20 protein-coding genes are annotated in these 20,281 nt (G+C 53.2%); 18 read left to right on the top strand and 2 right to left on the bottom strand.

The features are described 5' to 3' along the window. Positions 1–59 precede the first annotated feature (59 nt). Both purD and QWY20_RS06010 read right to left on the bottom strand, forming a co-directional pair. Positions 60–1,358, bottom strand: coding sequence for a phosphoribosylamine--glycine ligase (gene purD, locus QWY20_RS06015; protein WP_330128131.1), 1,299 nt, complete (start codon positions 1,356–1,358; stop codon positions 60–62). Positions 1,359–1,370: 12 nt separating this feature from the next. Next, a complete protein-coding gene (locus QWY20_RS06010; RefSeq protein WP_330128303.1) occupies positions 1,371–2,183 on the bottom strand; it encodes a class I SAM-dependent methyltransferase in 813 nt (270 codons plus the stop codon). Between the two features lie 297 nt (positions 2,184–2,480). Here QWY20_RS06010 and trmJ point away from each other — a divergent pair, with 297 nt between their 5' ends. The 18 genes from trmJ (at position 2,481) to QWY20_RS05920 (ending at position 20,281) form a co-directional block, all read left to right on the top strand. Then, positions 2,481–3,218: a tRNA (cytosine(32)/uridine(32)-2'-O)-methyltransferase TrmJ gene (trmJ, locus tag QWY20_RS06005; protein WP_330128130.1), complete on the top strand. Its 738-nt coding sequence runs from the start codon at positions 2,481–2,483 to the stop codon at positions 3,216–3,218. A gap of 166 nt (positions 3,219–3,384) precedes the next feature. Then, positions 3,385–3,870, top strand: coding sequence for a Fe-S cluster assembly transcriptional regulator IscR (gene iscR / locus QWY20_RS06000; protein WP_330128129.1), 486 nt, complete (start codon positions 3,385–3,387; stop codon positions 3,868–3,870). 21 nt (positions 3,871–3,891) lie between these two features. Next, positions 3,892–5,106, top strand: coding sequence for an IscS subfamily cysteine desulfurase (locus tag QWY20_RS05995; RefSeq protein WP_330128128.1), 1,215 nt, complete (start codon positions 3,892–3,894; stop codon positions 5,104–5,106). 31 nt (positions 5,107–5,137) lie between these two features. After that, a complete protein-coding gene (gene iscU, locus QWY20_RS05990) occupies positions 5,138–5,527 on the top strand; it encodes a Fe-S cluster assembly scaffold IscU (RefSeq protein WP_091337911.1) in 390 nt (129 codons plus the stop codon). A gap of 2 nt (positions 5,528–5,529) precedes the next feature. Beyond that, positions 5,530–5,853: an iron-sulfur cluster assembly protein IscA gene (gene iscA / locus QWY20_RS05985; RefSeq protein ID WP_330128127.1), complete on the top strand. Its 324-nt coding sequence runs from the start codon at positions 5,530–5,532 to the stop codon at positions 5,851–5,853. 10 nt (positions 5,854–5,863) lie between these two features. Beyond that, positions 5,864–6,382 carry a co-chaperone HscB gene (gene hscB / locus QWY20_RS05980; protein WP_330128126.1) on the top strand — a complete coding sequence of 173 codons (519 nt, stop codon included), beginning with the start codon at positions 5,864–5,866 and terminating at the stop codon, positions 6,380–6,382. A gap of 11 nt (positions 6,383–6,393) precedes the next feature. Beyond that, positions 6,394–8,253 (top strand): Fe-S protein assembly chaperone HscA, encoded by a 1,860-nt coding sequence (gene hscA / locus QWY20_RS05975; RefSeq protein ID WP_330128125.1) that lies wholly within the window; start codon positions 6,394–6,396, stop codon positions 8,251–8,253. Positions 8,254–8,255: 2 nt separating this feature from the next. Continuing rightward, positions 8,256–8,594 (top strand): ISC system 2Fe-2S type ferredoxin, encoded by a 339-nt coding sequence (fdx, locus tag QWY20_RS05970; RefSeq protein WP_330128124.1) that lies wholly within the window; start codon positions 8,256–8,258, stop codon positions 8,592–8,594. A gap of 176 nt (positions 8,595–8,770) precedes the next feature. Beyond that, entirely contained in the window at positions 8,771–9,202 is a 432-nt protein-coding gene (ndk, locus tag QWY20_RS05965) for a nucleoside-diphosphate kinase (RefSeq protein ID WP_330128123.1), read from the top strand. Between the two features lie 88 nt (positions 9,203–9,290). Then, positions 9,291–10,418, top strand: a complete 1,128-nt coding sequence (locus QWY20_RS05960) for a bifunctional tRNA (adenosine(37)-C2)-methyltransferase TrmG/ribosomal RNA large subunit methyltransferase RlmN (RefSeq protein WP_330128122.1) — start codon at positions 9,291–9,293, stop codon at positions 10,416–10,418. 22 nt (positions 10,419–10,440) lie between these two features. Next, positions 10,441–12,243, top strand: a complete 1,803-nt coding sequence (pilW, locus tag QWY20_RS05955; RefSeq protein ID WP_330128121.1) for a type IV pilus biogenesis/stability protein PilW — start codon at positions 10,441–10,443, stop codon at positions 12,241–12,243. Then, a complete protein-coding gene (locus tag QWY20_RS05950; protein WP_330128120.1) occupies positions 12,230–13,117 on the top strand; it encodes a RodZ domain-containing protein in 888 nt (295 codons plus the stop codon). Before pilW ends, QWY20_RS05950 begins: the two co-directional genes overlap by 14 nt. 3 nt (positions 13,118–13,120) lie before the next feature. After that, positions 13,121–14,236, top strand: coding sequence for a flavodoxin-dependent (E)-4-hydroxy-3-methylbut-2-enyl-diphosphate synthase (ispG, locus tag QWY20_RS05945; RefSeq protein WP_330128119.1), 1,116 nt, complete (start codon positions 13,121–13,123; stop codon positions 14,234–14,236). Positions 14,237–14,316: 80 nt separating this feature from the next. Continuing rightward, positions 14,317–15,600 (top strand): histidine--tRNA ligase, encoded by a 1,284-nt coding sequence (gene hisS / locus QWY20_RS05940; protein ID WP_330128118.1) that lies wholly within the window; start codon positions 14,317–14,319, stop codon positions 15,598–15,600. A gap of 10 nt (positions 15,601–15,610) precedes the next feature. After that, positions 15,611–16,252: a YfgM family protein gene (locus tag QWY20_RS05935; protein ID WP_330128117.1), complete on the top strand. Its 642-nt coding sequence runs from the start codon at positions 15,611–15,613 to the stop codon at positions 16,250–16,252. Between the two features lie 5 nt (positions 16,253–16,257). Beyond that, positions 16,258–17,442: an outer membrane protein assembly factor BamB gene (gene bamB, locus QWY20_RS05930; RefSeq protein WP_330128116.1), complete on the top strand. Its 1,185-nt coding sequence runs from the start codon at positions 16,258–16,260 to the stop codon at positions 17,440–17,442. 78 nt (positions 17,443–17,520) lie between these two features. Next, the gene (gene der, locus QWY20_RS05925; protein WP_330128115.1) at positions 17,521–18,993 is read left to right on the top strand and encodes a ribosome biogenesis GTPase Der; all 1,473 of its coding nucleotides are present in this window, start codon (positions 17,521–17,523) and stop codon (positions 18,991–18,993) included. Between the two features lie 145 nt (positions 18,994–19,138). Continuing rightward, entirely contained in the window at positions 19,139–20,281 is a 1,143-nt protein-coding gene (locus QWY20_RS05920; RefSeq protein WP_330128114.1) for an efflux RND transporter periplasmic adaptor subunit, read from the top strand.

Here is a 20,281-nt window from a genome sequence, read left to right as displayed (position 1 = left end):
CTTTGAGAGTTTGGTTGGGCGGTGCTGAATAAAAACCCGCCGAAGCGGGTTGGTTGTCATTAGTTTGCTTTACTGCCCTGCTCGCGGGCGACAGCCCGGTAGCCAATATCTTTGCGGTAAAACATACCTTGCCAGCTGATTTGCTGTGCCAATTGATAAGCTGCCTGTTGCGCCGCAGTGACATTCTCACCCAGTGCCGTGGCACAGAGTACCCGGCCACCATTGGTGACAACTTTGCCATCTTTTAGCTCAGTGCCGGCATGGAAGACCTTGGCTTTGGCCGAGTCTGCCGTGCTAAGCCCCTGAATTTCTGTGCCCTTGGCGTAATTGTCCGGGTAGCCTCCTGCTGCCAGCACCACACCCACAGCTGCATCTGAGCTGAACTGGATTTCGCTTTGCGCCAGCTTGCCTTGAACGGCTGCCTGACACAGCGCTACCAAATCTGACTCCAATCGCATCATAATGGGCTGAGTTTCCGGATCGCCAAAACGGCAATTGAATTCCAGTACCTTGGCAGTACCATCCGGCGCTATCATCAGGCCTGCATACAAAAATCCGGTAAATACGTTGCCTTCAGCAGCCATACCGCGCACAGTTGGCTCTATCACTTGTTGCATTACCCATTCATGCACGGCCGGGGTCACCACTGGGGCAGGGGAGTAGGCACCCATGCCGCCCGTATTCGGGCCTTTATCGCCTTCATCACGGGCTTTATGGTCCTGTGACGAGGCAAAGGGCAACGCATGGCAGCCATCCACCATCACAATAAAGGAGGCTTCTTCCCCGGTCAGGAACTCTTCAATCACCACCCGGCTGCCGGCATCACCAAACTTGTTGCCAGCCAGCATATCCTCAATCGCAGCAAAAGCCTCGGCCTCGGTTTGGGCAATAATAACGCCCTTACCAGCGGCCAGGCCATCGGCTTTGATTACAATGGGTGTCCCCAGCTGTTGCACAAAGGCTTTGGCTGGCGTAATTTCGGTAAAGGTTTGATAAGCCGCGGTTGGGATCTGATGGCGGGCCAAAAAGTCTTTGGCGAAGGCTTTGGAGCTTTCCAACTGGGCGGCTGCCTGGCTGGGACCAAAGATGGCCAGGTCGTCGGCACGAAATGCATCGACAATGCCTTTGGCCAGCGGAGCTTCCGGCCCAACGATGGTTAGCTCAACCTGTTGCTCTTTGGCAAAAGCCAACAGCGCGGCCACATCATCCGCCGCGATGGCGACATTGTGTAAGGCTGGCTCCAGCGCCGTACCGGCATTGCCGGGCGCCACAAAAACCTTTGTGACCAGAGGGGATTGGGCCGCTTTCCAGGCCAGTGCATGTTCGCGGCCACCGCCGCCGACTACCAGTACATTCATTCGATTGTCCGATTATTGCTGTTGAGGTTTACGAAATTTCAGGGTCATCCGGTCACTTTCACCGATGGCCAGATACCGATCCCGGTCTTGTTCGCCAAGCCGCAAGCTGGGCGGTAAAGTCCAGACGCCACGAGGGTGATCCGCGGTATCCCTGGGGTTGGCATTGATTTCACTACTGGCTTCAAACACAAAACCAGCTTGCTCGGCCAGCTCAATGGCCAGGCTTTGCGGGAAATAGCCACTTTGGGTCCAATCGCTGTCGCGTTTGGCCTCTGGCAGCCGGTGTTCAACCACGCCGAGCACACCACCTGGTTTTAATGCCCGGTAAAAGTGATTGAAGGCAATGCGCATCGCATCTTCACCGCCTTGCATGTACCAGTTGTGCAGATTGCGAAAGGTAAGCACGACATCGGCACTGGCGTCGGGGGCAATCTGAATCGAAGCCACCGGAGCAAACTCGGTCATTTGAACCTTGCTGTAGACTGGATGCGATGCCATTTTTTCGGCAAAGCTGGCTCGAGAGCGCTGAGCAAACTCGGATGAACTGTTGGCCGGGAAATGGGCGGCATACAAGGTGCCTTGCTGGTGCAGCAAAGGAGCCAGGATTTCGGTGTACCAGCCAGCACCGGGGGAAATTTCTACCACGGTGCTGTGTGGTGCGACTTCAAAAAACGACAAGGTTTCGACCGGATTGCGGTAGTGATCCCGTGCTTTATTGGCAGCGGTCCTGCTGGAGTGCTCAACCGCAGCCTGAATAGCGGTTTCAGTCGCAGACAGTGAAGTGCTTAAAAGCAGCGCCGGTAGCAGCAGCCAACTAAATTTCATACCAATTGCAGTCATGGGGGTATCCTTCTTGGGTTGAAAGCATTCTATTATACCCGGTGCGTCCAGCATCGGATTGGCTGGACACCACGCACACCGCCGAGGTGGGCTAGTGTAGCAAAGGCCAGCAAAAAAAGCAGCGATTTACCACACAGCTGTCCGCTGCACTGGATAACGGGCGGTGGTTCTGAAGGCGTTGGCGTTACCTCTTTTGCGCTTATTGTCAGACTATGGTGGGTAGGGTCTGTCCCTGCCAAGCCTTGCTATGCTAGAATAGCGCCCCTTCAAACAGGGTGCTTTATGCTGGATCAGATTAAAATTGTACTGGTGGGAACCACCCACAGTGGCAACATTGGCTCGGTAGCCAGAGCCATGAAAACTATGGGGTTAAGCCGACTTTGCCTGGTGCAGCCAAAAGCTGAACTGGATGGCCATGCCTACGCGCTTTCTGCTGGAGCCAGCGAACTGCTCAGCCAGGCAGAGCACTTTGATACGCTTGAACACGCCATTGCCGATTGTGGTCTGGTGGTCGGTACCAGTGCCCGTTCCCGCACCTTATCCTGGCCCATGCTGGAGCCCAGAGCACTTGGTGAGCTGGCGGTGAAGGAAGCAGCTAGTCATTCGGTCGCTCTGGTTTTTGGTCGTGAAAGCAATGGTTTAAGCAACGAAGAGCTGCAACTGTGCAATTATCATGTCTGTATTCCTGCCAATCCTGACTACAGTTCGTTGAATCTGGCCATGGCGGTGCAAATTGTAGCCTATGAAGTGCGGGTTGCCGCCCTGGCACGGGCGGAGCAGTCTGATGCGGCGGATGCCATCCATTACCCAACGGCCAGTCAGATGGACAATTTTTACCAGCACTTAGAGCAAACACTGGATCAAACGGGTTTTATTATTCGCCAGCATCCAGGCCTGGTCATGACCAAACTAAGACGCTTGTTTAATCGCGCCAGGCCGGAAGAGGCTGAGTACAATATTCTGCGCGGCATGCTGACTTCAGTGCAAAAGCGCTTGGCTGGCACCGCTGATAAAAAATAGTGGTACGGCATGCAGTACCACAGCATCAAAGCTTGTGTTGCAACTCACAGTGATGGCCATAATACCTGACTAAATTACTAGGCTTTATACTTGACTAAAATAGTCAGGAATGTACAATAACCGCTATGAACACAGAGGTTGATGGCTACGCCATCCGGAGTACAGCATGAGATTGACATCGAAGGGGCGTTACGCAGTGACCGCGATGCTGGATGTCGCTTTGCACCACGGCAGCGGGCCTGTTTCTCTGGCCGATATTTCCGAGCGACAGGGTATTTCGCTGTCGTATCTGGAACAACTGTTTGCGCGCCTTCGTAAACGTGGCTTGGTCAGCAGTGTGCGGGGCCCCGGTGGTGGTTATCAGCTCGGGCGTGAAGCAGCGCAGATTGCGGTGGCAGAAGTGATCAGCGCGGTCGATGAGTCGATCGATGCTACCCGTTGTCAGGGCAAATCAGATTGTCAGGGTGGGGTGCGCTGTCTGACCCACAGCTTATGGAGTGATCTCAGTCACCGGATTGAAGATTTTCTTACCAACATCTCGCTGGCTGAACTGGTTGAGCAAAACGACGTACAAGGTGTAGCCAAACGCCAGGACAAAGCAGAAGCAGCGTCCTCCCCGGTAAACAAGATTGAAGTAAGTTGCCAGCTGTAGGCAGCCTAACTGGAGCCAAAGATGAAGTTACCTATTTATTTGGATTATGCGGCAACCACTCCGGTTGATCAGCGCGTGGCAGAAAAAATGATGCAGTACCTGACCTTCGAAGGTCAGTACGGCAACCCTGCATCGCGCTCGCATCGCTTTGGCTGGCAAGCCGAAGAGGCAGTTGAACTGGCCCGTAGTCAGGTCGCCGAACTGGTCAATGCCGATCCCCGTGAAATTGTCTGGACCTCTGGCGCAACTGAGTCCAATAATCTGGCGATTAAAGGCGTTGCAGGCTTTTACCACAAAAAAGGCAAGCACTTAATCACGGTAAAAACTGAGCACAAAGCCGTACTGGACACCATGCGTGCGCTGGAACGGGAAGGCTATGAAGTCACCTACCTGGATGTGGCGGCCAATGGCTTGCTGGATCTGGACGTACTAAAAGCAGCGATCCGGCCAGACACCATCCTGATCAGTGTGATGTTCGTCAATAACGAGATTGGCGTAGTACAGGATATTCCGGCTATCGGTGAGCTGTGCCGTGAAAAAGGCATTGTGTTTCACGTTGATGCGGCGCAGGCAGCGGGCAAAGTCGATATCGATCTGCAGCAGTTGAAAGTGGATTTGATGTCCTTTTCAGCGCATAAAATTTACGGCCCGAAAGGAGTGGGTGCCTTGTACGTTCGGCGTAAGCCACGTATCCGGTTGGAAGCACAAACCCATGGTGGCGGTCACGAGCGAGGCATGCGCTCTGGTACTTTAGCGACCCATCAACTGGTCGGAATGGGTGAAGCTTTCCGCATTGCCAAAGAAGAAATGGCAACAGAGCGGCAGCGTTTTGAAGCCTTGCGTCAGCGGCTGTGGGATGGTGTAAAAGATATCGAGCAAGTGTTTTTAAATGGTGACGACGCACAGCGCGTGCCAGGCATCACCAACATCAGTTTTAACTATGTGGAAGGCGAGTCGCTGATTATGGCACTGAAAGACATCGCCGTATCTTCAGGTTCGGCCTGTACTTCTGCCAGCCTGGAACCTTCTTATGTCCTTCGGGCGCTTGGTCTGAGCGATGAGCTGGCGCACAGTTCGATCCGTTTTAGCATTGGTCGTTACACCACCGAAGCAGACATTGACCATACCGTGAAGGTGGTTAACGAGGCCATCAGCCGGCTGCGCGAGATGTCGCCGCTGTGGGATATGTACAAAGATGGCATCGATTTAAATTCAGTAGAGTGGGTTGCTCACTAAACTTAAGTAACTGACTCAGGAGGTTATAGCAATGGCTTACAGCAATAAAGTAATCGATCACTACGAAAACCCGCGCAATGTTGGCTCCTTTGCCAAAGATGATCCAACCATTGCCACCGGCATGGTCGGTGCACCTGCTTGTGGTGATGTGATGCGCTTGCAGCTGAAAGTAAATGAGCAGGGCGTGATTGAAGATGCTCGTTTTAAAACCTACGGCTGTGGCAGCGCAATTGCTTCCAGCTCACTGGTTACCGAGTGGGTGAAAGGCAAGACGCTGGATGAAGCACAAAAAATTACCAACACCGAAATTGCCCAGGAGCTGGCGTTGCCTCCGGTGAAAATTCACTGCTCCATTTTGGCCGAAGATGCCATCAAAGCAGCCATTGCCGATTACAAGCAAAAGCAAGGTGCTCAGGGGTAAGCATGGCCATAACGATGACGGATGCAGCGGCGGACCGGGTTCGCCATTTTCTGAGCAATCGGGGTAAAGGCATCGGGCTGCGGGTAGGTGTGAAAACTACCGGCTGCTCTGGCCTTGCTTACGTGCTTGAGTTTGTGGATGATCTGAACCCGGACGATGAAGTATTCGATCAGCAAGGGATTAAGCTGATAGTCGATGGCAAAAGTCTGGTTTACATCGACGGCACCGAACTGGATTTCACCCGTGAAGGGCTAAACGAAGGCTTCAAGTTTAACAACCCCAATGTCAATGGGGAGTGTGGTTGCGGCGAGAGTTTCACGGTGTAGGAACCAGGCCTTGAATTACTTTGAGTTGTTTCAACTACCCCAACAGATGGAGCTGGACTCAGCCTTGCTGAGCCAGCACTATCTGCAGCTTCAGCGCCGCTTTCATCCGGATAATTTTGCCAATGCCAGTGAGCGGGACCGGCGTCAGTCGGTGCAGCAGGCGGCCCTGATCAACGATGCCTTCCAAACACTCAAGCATCCGCTGCGACGGGCCGAGTACCTGTTGCAATGCCGTGGTATCGAGCTCAAGCACGAGCAACAAAGCTTTCAGGACCCGGCATTTTTAATGCAGCAGATGGAATTGCGTGAGCAACTGGCCGACATCGCCGCAGCGTCTGAGCAAACAGAGCTACTGCAGCAGTTTGAGCAAGAGCTGCAGCAACATCAGCAACAACTACGCACGGAATTGGTGCAGGCGTTAGAGCAGCACTCTGAAAGCGGCAATCAACACGCTGCATCGCTTCTTCGTAAACTTAAATTTTTTGATAAACTGCAGCAAGAGCTCGAGTTTATTGAACAGCAACGATAAGACAATCACCCATGGCATTATTACAAATCGCTGAGCCAGGACAAAGCTCGGCGCCGCATCAACACAAACTGGCGGCAGGCATCGATCTGGGCACCACCAATTCACTGGTTGCTACGGTACGCAGTGGCGAAGCACAAATTCTGCTTGGCAGTGATGATCAGCCGATGGTGCCATCGGCTGTGCGTTTTGTGAGTAGCGAAGTCACCGAAGTGGGGCAGGCCGCTTTGGATGCGGCAGTATTTGATGCTGAGAATACCATTTTATCGGTCAAGCGCTTTATGGGCCGGGGTTATGCTGAAATTGCTGGCCAGGCGGAACAGTTGCCTTATCAATTGGTGGATCAATCCGGCCTGCTGGCGATACAAACCCGGCAGGGCGTAAAAAACCCGGTGGAAGTATCGGCTGAGATCCTTAAACGTCTGCATGCCATTGCCAGCGAACATTTAGCCGGTGAGCTCACCGGTGTGGTGATTACCGTGCCGGCCTATTTTGATGACGCCCAGCGTCAGGCTACCAAGGATGCAGCCCGACTGGCTGGTTTAAATGTACTGCGGTTACTGAACGAACCGACCGCTGCTGCTCTGGCCTATGGTCTGGACTCTGGCCAGGAAGGCGTGATAGCTGTCTATGACTTGGGCGGCGGTACCTTTGATCTTTCCATTCTGCGTTTGCAAAAAGGCGTGTTTGAGGTGCTGGCTACTGGCGGTGATTCGGCGCTTGGCGGCGATGATTTTGACCAGGCCATCGTCGGCTGGTTGCTTGAGCAAACCGGTGAAACTGAACGCTCTTCGCAAAGTCTGCGCGAATACAAATTGCTGGCACGGCGGTTAAAAGAAAAGCTTAGCCAGCATGAGCAGGCCGATTTTGTGCTGCCTTTGGGTGATGAGGAGTTCCGCGGCACTATTGGTCGCACTACTTTTGAAAGGCTGATCCAGCCATTGGTCCGTAAAACCCTGCTGGCCTGTAAATCCGCAGTGCGTGATGCCGGTCTTCAGCTGGACGAGGTGTTGTCGGTGGTGATGGTGGGCGGTTCTACCCGGGTGCCTTTGGTGCGGCAGCAAGTGGCTGAGCTGTTTGGCAAAGAGCCATTGACCTCGATAGATCCGGATCAGGTGGTAGCCCTTGGTGCGGCCATTCAGGCTAATGTGCTGGTCGGCAACAAAAGCGAGCAGGATACGCTGCTGCTGGATGTGATCCCGCTGTCGTTGGGCCTGGAAACCATGGGCGGCCTGGTAGAAAAAATTATTCCACGCAATACCGTGATCCCGGTAGCCAAAGCCCAGGAATTCACCACCTTCAAAGACGGTCAGACCGCGATGGCGATTCATGTACTGCAAGGTGAGCGTGAGCTGGTGGCAGATAATCGCTCATTGGCTCGTTTTGAGCTGCACGGTATTCCGCCGATGCCGGCAGGTGGTGCCCATATCCGGGTCACCTTTCAGGTCGACGCTGATGGCTTGTTGCATGTCACTGCGCAGGAAAAAAGCAGCGGTGTGGTCGCCAGTATTGAAGTCAAGCCATCTTATGGTCTGACCGATGAGCAAATTATGAGCATGATCACCGGCTCAATGCAGCACGCCAAAGCCGATATGCAAAAGCGCATGCTGTTGGAGCAGCAGGTGGAAGCCGATCGGGTGCTGGAGGCCGTGCAGGCCGCCCTGATGGCTGATGGTCACTTGCTGGAAACAGAAGAGCGTGAGCAGATCGAGCAACAACTGGCAACATTGCAACAGCAACGTCAGGCACAGGATGTGGACGCCATCAAGCTGGCCATCGAGCGCGTCAATCACAGCACCGACCAGTTTGCAGCCCTGAGAATGGATCAATCAATTCGAAACGCCCTGAAAGGGCATAAGGTGGATGAGGTTTAATCATGCCAAAAATTATTTTTCTGCCGCACGCAGAATTGTGCCCTCAAGGTGCTGAACTGGATGCTGCCAAAGGCGATACCATTTTGGATGTGGCGCTGCGCAATGGTATTTCTATTGAGCATGCCTGTGAAAAGTCTTGTGCTTGCACCACCTGTCATGTGGTGGTGCGGGAAGGTTTTTACAGTTTGAATGAAAGCGATGAGCTGGAAGACGACATGCTGGATAAAGCCTGGGGCCTGGAGCCTGAATCCCGTCTGGGTTGTCAGGCTCATGTTGCCGATGAAGATCTGGTGGTAGAGATCCCCAAGTACACCGTCAATATGGTCAGTGAAAATCACTAACCTTTCCTGCCAGGGCATCAGAGCCTTGTGCCGCTCTATACCCGGTGCAATGGTCTGTTCGGCATCGGGTTCGCCGTAACCTGAAAAATTTTATGGCAGAAAATAGGTTTTTTGGCTGGGATCACGTATAATTTCGCGCCTTTAAAATTTAACCCATTCACTCAAGGAGCTCTTTCATGGCTTTAGAACGTACTTTCTCTATTGTTAAGCCGGATGCTGTTGCGAAAAATTTGATTGGCGCTATCTACCAGCGCTTTGAAGCAGCAGGCCTGCGTATTGTGGCGTCAAAAATGCTACACTTGAGCAAAGAACAGGCCGAGGGCTTCTATGCGGAGCACAAAGAGCGTCCTTTCTTTGGTGCTCTGGTTGCTTTTATGACCTCTGGTCCTGTGATGGTGCAGGTGTTGGAAGGTGAAGATGCGGTGCGTAAAAACCGTGAAATCATGGGCGCTACCAACCCGAAAGACGCACTGGCAGGTACATTACGTGCTGATTATGCCGACAGCATTGATGAGAATGCGGTCCATGGTTCAGATGCTGTTGAGTCGGCTGCCCGTGAAATTGCTTACTTCTTCACCGATGCGGAAGTTTGCCCACGTACCCGTTAATCGTTAACAGCGGTACCAAATCAAGGGGGCATAGCCCCCTTGTTGCGTCTTTGGCGCAGAGTGCAATGATTGAACAGGAATAGATAGCATGACAACATCTGGTGCAAAAACCAATTTGCTGAATCTGACCCGTGAGCAAATGAAGTCGTTTTTTGCTGATCTTGGCGAGAAGCCTTTTCGCGCCGATCAGGTGATGAAATGGATCTATCATTACTGTGTCGATGATTTCGACAAAATGACCAATGTGAACAAGTTGCTGCGTGAGAAATTAAAGCAGTGTGCTGAGATCCGTGCTCCGGAAGTGGCCAGCCGTCAGGACAGTAAAGACGGCACCATCAAGTTTGTGATGCGGCTGGATGGTGGTCAGGAAGTCGAAACCGTTTGGATCCCGGAAAAAGATCGCCGTACCCTCTGTGTTTCTTCCCAGGTTGGCTGCGCGCTGGATTGTTCATTTTGTTCAACGGCTCAGCAGGGCTTTAACCGTAACCTGACGGTGGCTGAAATCATTGGTCAGGTCTGGCGTGTTTGTCAGTTGATTGGCAGTTATGGCGATACCGGGGAAAAACCAGTCACCAATGTGGTGATGATGGGCATGGGTGAGCCGTTGCTGAATATGAATAACGTGATCCCGGCCATGGAGCTGATGATGGAAGACTATGGCTTTGGTTTGTCCAAGCGCCGGGTCACATTAAGTACTTCAGGGGTTGTTCCTGCGCTGGATGCCATGCTTGGAAAGATTGATGTGGCACTGGCTATCTCACTGCACGCCCCTAATAATGAGCTGCGTAACGAATTGGTACCGGTCAATAAGAAGTACCCAATGGAAGATTTTCTGGCTTCATCCCGGCGTTATGTCGAGTGGTCCAAGGCCAATGATAAAGTCACGGTCGAGTACGTGATGCTGGAAGGCATTAACGACAGCATGGAGCAAGCCCATGAGTTGGCATATGCACTGCGGGATACACCGGCCAAGATCAATCTGATTCCATTTAATCCGTATCCCGGATCTCCGTACGCTCGCTCCAGCAATTCCCGCATCGATCGTTTCAATAAAGTCTTGCAACAACATGGTTTTACCGTCATGGTACGTAAAACCCGTGGCGATGATATCGATGCCGCCTGTGGCCAATTGGTCGGGGATGTGGTTGACAGAACCAAGCGTTTATTAAAAAAACAAATGAAAGGTCAGGCGATTTCAGTCAGAATGACATCATAAAGGTTGGCTCAGGGCAAAAGTTATGCAAAAACTGTCGGTTAGCATGGTCGTGATGAGTGCATTGGTGTTGTCAGGCTGCGTGTCTGAAAGTACTTATGTTGGCTCTGAACGGCCGGTGCAACAGCGGCAGGTGGATAACACTGAAGCAGCCCGAACGCGGATGTCGCTGGGGTTGAATTATCTGCAGCGGGGTGAAAATGCCCAGGCCATTTTTAACCTGGAGCGCGCCAGAGCTTTGGCCCCGCAATTGCCTGAAGTCTACAATGCACTGGCCTTTTACTACCAGAATGTCAATGAACCGGTACAGGCTGAGGCTGCGTTCAAACAAGCGCTGGCCCGCGATCCGGACAACGCAGATACCTACAACAATTACGGTGCTTTTCTGTGTCAGCAGGGAAAGTACGATGAAGCGGAGCATTTGCTGCTAAGTGCTATTCGCCGGCCCGGTTACATGAGGGTGTCTGAAAGTTACGAAAACCTCGCCCTTTGCCAGCTGCAACAAAATAATTTTAGCCGGGCTCAACGTTATCTGGAATCGGCTGTGCTGCACAGTGGTAATCGTATCAGTAGTTTATTGAATTTAGCCGGGCTTGATTATGCGATGGGCAACCACCAACGAGCGCGTCAGCATCTGACCCGGATCCAGCGTCTTGGCCATGTGTCAGCCAATACCTCGCTGCTGAGCTATCTGATTGCCGATAAAGAGCTGGATAGTGAAACGCAGCGAACTGCGCGTGAGTTGCTGCTCCAGGTTTATCCGGATAGCGAAGCCGCGCGTCTGATGCGTCAGGAGCGGCTACAAGATAGCGAATACGAGCAACTTCGCGAGCGCTACAAGCAATATTTAATCTCCAATCTGGACTTGCCAGAGCCAGCTACTCAGCAGGAAACTGCGACAGAGCAGCCACAAATTCGCATTGTGCGCCGTAATGAGCCCAGATCCGAGCCAGAAGCGCCCCGTCAATCTCAATCGCTGACCCGCACAGCACAGCGAGCCGTGCCGGAAGCTGAACCAAGACCAGTCAGCCGTACTGCCGATATCCAACCTGAGCCAGAGGCCGAGGCTCAACTGGTTGCGGATAAAGCCAGCTTTGCGGCTGATAGGTTGGTAAGCCCAGAGGTGATTGCGGCCCCTATTTGGTCAGCTCCAAAGCCAGAGCCCAGACAAGAGCCAGAGCAAACCAGACCACCTGTACTGGAACTAGAGCCTTTCGCATTGCCTGCGTTTCATTTTGATGTTGACCCAACGGTTGCAGAACCTGGCCGGACAGAATCAGCGGCTGAAGCAACAGAGGCCTATGCTGCAGAAATTATCAGCGAACAATCACTGGATACTGAACTATTGGCCGCTGCATCGGTCCATAGCCCGGATGCTGAACCCGAGAGCCAGGAACTTCCCGAGAAGAACCTCCAGACGGAAGCTATTGCTCCGGTGGCCGGGCCTTCAGAGTCAGCAGATGTTGCCTACCATATTGTGCAGCAAGGTGAGTCACTCTTTGCTATTTCCATGCGTTACAACCTTCGTTTAGAGCGGTTGCAGCAATGGAACCAGTTATCACCCGGTGCGACTATTCGGGCGGGGCAACGCCTGTGGTTGGCAGAACCACCCTTGGAGGTCATAGTGGCACCAAGCGAAGTGACTGTCGAGCGACCAGATACTCATGTTGTTGCTGAGGGGGATACCCTGTTTAATATTTCGATGCGATACAATATTCGCCTTACCCGCCTGCTGCACTGGAATAACCTGACCGAACGCAGCAGAGTGTATGTGGGGCAACGTATTTACCTGAAAGACCCGGCTGAACTAATCCATGACGACCGATAACACGCCAACAGAAACGATGGAGCAAAGTGCAGGGAGCTTGTTAAAAGCCGCCCGTGAGCAGAAGCAGTGGTCGCAAAAAGAAGTTGCCAGTCAGCTCAACCTTCGCTTATCTCTGATTGAGAGCATGGAAACGGATCAGTACGAAGCCAGTATCCTGCCGACCTTTATCCGTGGTTATCTGCGCTCTTACGCTCGTTTACTGAAAATTTCCGAACAACAAGTGCTGGCAGCTTATGAACGGCATCATGGCAATCAGGCGATAGAACCACGGGCGATGCATAGTTTTTCCAACCGTACGGAAAAAGAGGCGACTGAAAGCCGTTTTATGCTGCTTACCTACCTGGTGGGCGCCATTTTACTGGGCTTATTGGTGCTGTGGTGGTGGCAAACCCATTGGTTGACTGACGACACCAATACTGCAGTCAGCGAGCGTTTGAGCGCCCCGCTCGAAATGGTGACTGCAGTAGAACCTGAAACTACGCCCACATCGGTTACCGAACCTCAGATCTTACCTGAGCAGCCGGAGCTGATTACGCCCATTGCTGAACCTGCCGTGTTGTCGGAACCCAGTAGCTCTGCGCCGGCCCAGGATCAGGAAGCCTTGCCGGCGGATGCGGCCATACCAGACAGTCAGCAGTTAACCATGCGTTTTGCCGATGACTGCTGGATAGACGTGGTGGATGCGGATGGCTCCAGAGTGGCCTTTGGTACCAAGCGCGCTGGTTATCAATTGCAGGTGCAGGGCCGCCCTCCTTTTACTGTGACCTTGGGCAATCCTTCGGTGGTTGAAATAACCTTGGATGCTGAACCGGTTGATATGTCCGGTTTTCGCTCTGGCCGGGTCGCTAAATTCTCTGTTCCGTTACAAGACTAAGCTATGTTTGCTGATAACCCTATTAAACGACGTAAAAGCAGCCAGATTATGGTTGGCACTGTGCCGGTTGGTGGCGATGCCCCGATCAGTGTGCAATCCATGACCAATACCAAAACCACCGATGTTGATGCCACGGTAGCACAGATCCAAGCCATTGCCGCTGCCGGTGCCGATATGGTGCGGGTGTCGGTGCCTACGATGGATGCGGCAGAAGCGTTCCGCCTGATCAAACAGCAGTCACCGGTGCCGCTGGTTGCGGATATTCATTTTGATTACCGCATCGCCCTGAAAGTGGCCGAATATGGTGTGGATTGTTTGCGAATTAACCCGGGCAATATTGGCCGGGAAGATCGGATCCGCGCCGTAGTGGATTGCGCCAGAGACCACAACATTCCGATCCGGATCGGTGTCAATGGCGGTTCACTGGAAGCCGATATTCAGCAGAAATACGGTGAACCAACCGCCGAAGCTTTGGTTGAGTCGGCGATGCGTCACGTTGATATCCTCGACCGGCTTAACTTTGACCAGTTCAAAGTCAGCGTCAAAGCGTCGGATGTGTTTCTGGCTGTGGGCGCTTACCGTTTACTGGCTACCCAGATTAAGCAGCCGTTGCATTTAGGAATTACCGAAGCTGGTGGTGCCCGTGCTGGTGCTGTTAAATCAGCAATCGGCCTTGGCATGCTGCTGGCCGAAGGTATTGGTGATACGCTGCGGGTGTCGTTGGCGGCGGATCCGGTCGAAGAAGTGAAAGTGGGCTTCGATATCTTAAAATCACTGCGTATTCGCTCGCGCGGTATTAATTTCATTGCCTGTCCCAGCTGTTCACGGCAGGAGTTTGATGTGATCAAAACCATGAATGCGCTGGAACAGCGGTTAGAGGATGTGGTCGAGCCGCTCACCGTGTCGGTCATCGGCTGTGTGGTGAATGGCCCGGGTGAAGCCCTGGTCTCTGATCTGGCGGTAGCCGGAGCCAACCGGATGAGTGGTTTTTACATCAATGGTGAACGGCAAAAGCTGCGGCTCGACAATCACCAGATCGCTGAGCAACTGGAGCAACAGGTGCGTGATTACCTGAAGCGTAAGCAGCAACAGATTGCGGTCACGCAACTGGATCAGTAACAAAGCAGCGGGAAAGCTTGGTGTTTGGCACTGAAGCTCCTATAATCCCGTCTATTTTTAGCTAAGCCGAGTAGAATAAGGTGTCAAAACAAGTACAGGCCATTCGTGGCATGAATGATTGTCTGCCTAAAGACAGCGGGCTCTGGCAATATGTCGAGCAGCAGCTGCGGCAGACGGTAGCAAGCTACGGCTACCAGGAAATTCGCTTCCCCATTGTCGAAATGACTGAGCTGTTCAAGCGCTCGATCGGTGAAGTGACCGACATTGTTGAAAAAGAAATGTACACCTTCGACGATCGCAATGGTGATAGCCTGACGCTGCGACCGGAAGGAACGGCTTGCTGCGTCCGCGCGGGCAATGAGCATGGCTTGTTGTACAATCAGGAACAACGCCTCTGGTACATGGGGCCGATGTTTCGCCATGAGCGGCCACAAAAAGGACGCTATCGCCAGTTTCATCAGTTCGGTCTGGAAGCTTTTGGCATCGCCAGCAGCGATATTGATGCCGAAGTAATCCGCCTTAGTGCGCAGTTATGGCAGCAACTGGGTTTAACCAGCCATGTGCGACTGGAATTAAATACTTTAGGTAGCCCCGAGGCGCGTCAGCACTATCGGGCAGCCCTGGTGGAGTATCTATCCGCTCATCACGAGCTGCTGGATGAAGACAGCAAGCGGCGTTTGCACAGCAACCCACTGCGTATTCTGGACAGCAAAAACCCGGCTTTGACTGAGGTATTGGCGAATGCGCCCAGGCTGGCCGACTACCTGGACACCGAGTCGGCCGAGCACTTTGCCGAGCTGCAGCAGCGTCTCACTGCCGCTGGCATTGAGTTTGTGGTTAATCCTCGTTTGGTGCGGGGGCTGGATTATTACAACAAAACTGTGTTTGAATGGGTCACCGATAGTTTAGGGGCTCAAGGTACCGTCTGTGCCGGTGGGCGCTACGATGGCCTGGTCGAGCAGTTAGGTGGCAAACCTTGCCCAGCCGTTGGTTTTGCGCTTGGCATGGAGCGGTTAATTCTGCTTTTGCAAACACTGGAGTTGGCACCGGCAGAGCAGGCCCAGGCGGACTGGTATTTGATGGCCTCAGGGTTCGACGCGGAACTTGCGTTGATTCCGGTTGCCGAACAGCTACGCCAGGCTTTTCCACAGCAACGGATGATGCAGCATTGCGGCGGTGGCGCCTTGAAAAAACAATTTAAAAAGGCCGATAAATCAGGTGCTAAGCTGGCGTTAGTGCTGGGTAGTGATGAACTAGCCTCGGCAAGTATTACCATCAAGTGGCTGCGTCAGGAGCAGCCGCAGCAGCGTATTGCGCTGACCGGGCTGGTCAGTTTTTTGCAAAACGAATTAGCGAAAGAATAACGGAGCAGTTATGGACGTTTACAGCAGTGAAGAACAACAGGTAGAAGCCATCAAGCGCTTCTGGAAAGAGTACGGCATCACCATCGTTGCAGGAACCATCCTGGGATTAGGGGGATTGTACGGCTTCCGTTATTATCAGGGGCACCAGTTGGCTCAGGCTGAGCAGGCTTCTTCAGGCTTTGAGCAATTGCTGCTGGCACAAGAGCAACAGTCTGCCGATTGGCTGCAAGATGCAGAGCGTTACATTGAGAGCAATAGCAAAACCGCTTATGCGACTTTTGCTGCCATGCTCAAAGCCCGTGATGCGGTGTTGGCGGGTGACTACAGCCTGGCCGAACAGCAACTTAGCTGGGTGATTGCTCAGACCAAAGATCCGGTGATTGATGCAATTGCGCGCTTACGCTTAGCCCGTGTCCATCTGCAGCAGCAGCAGTACAGCCAGGCACTGGCTTTACTGCAAAGCAAGTTGCCAGCCAGTTTCACCTTGCAACAGCAAGAGCTGAAGGGGGATATTCACCTGGCCCAAGGCGATACCATCGCTGCTAAGCAAGCCTATCAATTGGCCAAAGCGAGTGACGGAGCTCAGGCCAATCAACTGCTGAAAATTAAACTGGATGAGCTGGCTCATATACAGACTGAGGGCATGCTGTGAATCTGATGTCGATGCGAACTCTGATAGCAAGCGCCCTGGTACTGGTGGTATTGGCTGGCTGCTCCTCGAAGAAAGAAAAGCTGGTGCTGCCATCGGTGAATAACCAGTTCCAACCAGTGTTGGCCTGGGATCATACCGCTGCCGATGGTGTGCAACACTTTGACTCCAGTCTGCGTCCGTTGATCCTGGATGGTAAGCTTTATGCCGCCAGCCGGACTGGCCTTATCACTGCTTTTGAGCTGGAAAGTGGCAAGCGCGTCTGGACCTACGATACTCGCCGCGACAGCGTGATCGGTTTTTGGCGTTTACTGAGTAATCGATCCAATACCACAGCGCGAGTGTCCGGTGGTTTATCCCATGGCTTTGGCCATCTGCTGTTTGGTACCGAGAATGGGGAAGTCATTGCACTGGACCCTGCAACGGGTGAGCGGCGCTGGACCAGCAAAGTACCGGGTGAAGTATTGGCTGCCCCAGCTGCCGGCGACGGCATGATTGTAGTCAATACCGGCTCCGGCTTTATTGTTGCGCTGAATCCGGCCGATGGCAGCCGGCGCTGGGCTTACGAGCAGGAACTGCCGGCGCTGACCATTCGGGGTGTGGCCGAGCCAACGATAGTGCCGGGTGGTGTGGTATTTGGTTCTGGCTCTGGCAAAGTTGGCGTCTTGATTTCTGAGCATGGTTTGCCTGCCTGGGAGGAGCAAATCGCTACCCCTCAAGGAGCCACTGATTTGGCTCGCTTAGTGGATGTCGATGCAAGGCCACTGGTGGTGGGCAATACCGTTTATGCCATTGCTTACAATGGTGAGCTGGTGGCGATGGAATTGAACTCAGGCCGTACCTTGTGGAAGCGCGATTACGCGAGTTTCCGCAATATGGCGCTGGCAGATACTGTACTGTACATTGTGGACTCCGTTGGCCGGGTGTATGCGATCGATCGCCGCAATGGCCAGGAACTCTGGTCGCAGACTGCGCTGGAGCGTCATTTTCTGACGGCCCCAACCGTATTTGGTGAGTATCTGGTATTTGGTGACAGCAAAGGTCACCTGCACTGGCTGGATCGCCGCAGCGGCGATATGGTAGCCCGGCACCAATTCCATCGTTCAGGCATGTACGCTGCGCCGGTGAGCAATGGTGAGTTCCTGGTGCTGCAAAGCCGCAATGGTGAGTTGGTGGTATTACGCCAGCCGTAAAGCAGGTTGAAAACAGATTTATGCGTTAAGCTATAACAGGCTCCAGTGAGCCTGTTATTTTTATTTTGAGGTGAGCTCATGTTACCGGTTGTCGCTCTGGTTGGTCGTGCCAATGTTGGTAAATCGACCTTGTTTAATCGTTTAACCCGCACGCGGGATGCGCTGGTCGCTGACTTTCCTGGTCTGACACGGGATCGCAAATACGGTTCTGTCGAGTTCGAAGAATTGTCTTTTATCGTGGTCGATACCGGTGGTATTGATGGCGATGCCGAAGGCATTGAAGTTGAAATGGCAGATCAATCGCTGCGGGCGATTGACGAGGCCGATATCGTACTCTTTATGCTGGATGCCAGGGCAGGTCTTACTGCCGGGGATATGGGCATTGCGGAGTATTTACGCAAAGCGCAAAAGCAGGTATTTCTGGTTGCCAATAAAACCGATGGCCTGGATGCCGATAGCGCCATTGCTGAGTTTTACAGTTTGGGTTTGGGCCAGGTATGGCCGATTGCTGCCGCCCATGGCCGCGGTTTATCGGTGCTGTTAAACGAAGCCCTGCGGCCTTTGCTGGAACTGCCCGAGGTATCTGAGCAGGATGACGCTGAGTTGGCTGATACGGCGCTGTCCGAGGATGACGATGCGTCGACTGAAGCAGAGGCCTTGCACGATAAGCCCATCAAGCTGGCCATTATTGGCCGGCCCAATGTCGGTAAATCAACCCTGACCAACCGCATTCTGGGTGAAGAGCGGGTGGTGGTGTTTGATATGCCGGGTACCACCCGTGATTCCATCTACATCCCGATGCAGCGCAACGAGCGCGACTATATTTTGATTGATACTGCCGGGGTAAGGCGGCGCGGCAAGATTGACGATAAAGTCGAAAAATTTTCCGTGATTAAAACGCTGCAGGCCATTGAAGAGGCCAATGTGGTGTTGCTGGTGCTGGATGCCCGTCAGGGCATTGCCGATCAGGATCTCAGCTTGCTTGGTTTTGCACTGAATGCCGGGCGTTCACTGGTGATTGCGGTGAATAAATGGGATGGCTTAAACGAAGGCGTCAAAGATGAAGTCAAACGCGAGCTTGACCGCCGGTTAGGTTTTATTGATTTTGCCCGGCTGCATTTTATTTCCGCCTTGCATGGCTCCGGCGTTGGCAACCTGTTTGAGTCGGTAGAAGAAGCCTACCAATCTGCTACCAAGCGGATCAATACCTCGATTCTGACCCAGATCATGAAGATGGCACAGGATGATCATCAGCCGCCTTTGGTCAATGGTCGCCGTGTGAAGCTCAAGTATGCCCATGCCGGGGGGTACAACCCACCGATCGTGGTTATCCATGGCAACCAGGTCAGTGCCTTGCCAGATTCCTACAAACGTTATCTGATGAACTACTATCGTAAAGCGTTGCAGATTATGGGCACCCCAATCCGCATTGAATTCCGTGAAGGCGATAACCCTTTCGCCACCGAGAAAAAGCGGGTCAGCATGACACCAAACCAACAATACAAACTAGAGCGTTTACTTAAAGCCCGCCAAAAGTTGAAAAAAAACTAGCGCCTGCCCGTACAGACTTTGTTGCAACTCAGGCAGTTGCAACAAAGTGTTTCAGCCTTCATAAAAGTTAACACTTCTTTGTTATCGCCACGCCCGGCTATCTGCTACTTTATAGGGTAATTTTTGCTCGTATAAGGAAGCCATAATGAGCTTATGGACCAAAGTTGCCATTGCTGTGGGCGTGTTGTTGCTTGGCATCGTTCTGGTAGTAGCCATTGTCAGTACTGCACCCAAGTCTATAGAGGCTGATGCCGAACGGGTGCAAGCCCCTCTGGTCAGTACCCAAACGCTGCAACCCAGAGCGCACCGTTTTGAAGTGCGGGTGTTTGGTGAGGTGCAGCCAAAAGAGAAAACCCGTTTAACGCCTGAAGTATCGGGCCGGGTGATTGGTATTCACCCCAATTTTGTCGCCGGTGGCGTCATTGCCAAAGGTGAAGTCATGGCGCAACTGGATGATGCCGATTATCAGGCTGCGGTGCTCTCGGCAGAAGCTGGTGTAGCCGCCGCTTATGCCGCACTGGAACAGGAAAAAGCCCTGGCGCGGGTCGCGGCGCAGGAGCTTCGTCACCTATCGCCTGGTGAGGTCTCCGCACTGGGATTACGTAAGCCGCAGCTGCACAGTGCCGAAGCAGGAGTGAAGTCAGCTCAGGCCGCTTTGCAAAAAGCCAAGCGTGATTTGGAGCGTACCCAAATTGTTGCCCCCTACGATGCACTGGTGGTGAGCCGCAGTGTCGGTCTGGGTCAGGTCGTCTCCGCAGCGACGGCTTTGGGGGAGATATACAGTGTTGAGCAGGCCGAAATTCATTTGCCGGTGGCAGGTTTTGATGCCCGCTTCTTACCGCAGCCGGTGGCCGGTATCCCGGCTCAGGTGCAGTTCGATGGCCATCAGCGCCGTGCAGAAGTAGTGCGTGATTTAGGGGTGATCCACGGTCAGACCCGGATGGGGCATTTGGTGGTACAGGTGGATGATCCCTACAGCCTGAACTCGGCGCAGCCGGTGCTGCGTTTTGGTCACTACGTCGAGGTGATCCTGTCCGGCCAGACCCATCCGGCCTTGTTCGAAGTACCGCAGGACTCGGTACAAAACCAACAGGTATGGTTGCTTAACGAAGACAATACGTTGCGCCGTCAGCCGGTGCAGGTGGTAAGGCAGGAAGGCAAAAGCGTGCTGATTGAGCAAGGGCTGCAAGCTGGTGACAAACTGGTGCTGCTGGCACCTAGCTTCCCGCAGCCGGGCATGCAGGTGCGTACCGACAACAATGGCAGTGAACTGGCCAAGGTGGAGTAA

The sequence above is a fragment of the Alkalimonas cellulosilytica genome (assembly GCF_036325985.1).
GTDB classification, from domain to species: domain Bacteria; phylum Pseudomonadota; class Gammaproteobacteria; order Enterobacterales; family Alteromonadaceae; genus Alkalimonas; species Alkalimonas cellulosilytica.
This window is presented reverse-complemented; position numbering and strand designations above follow the sequence as displayed.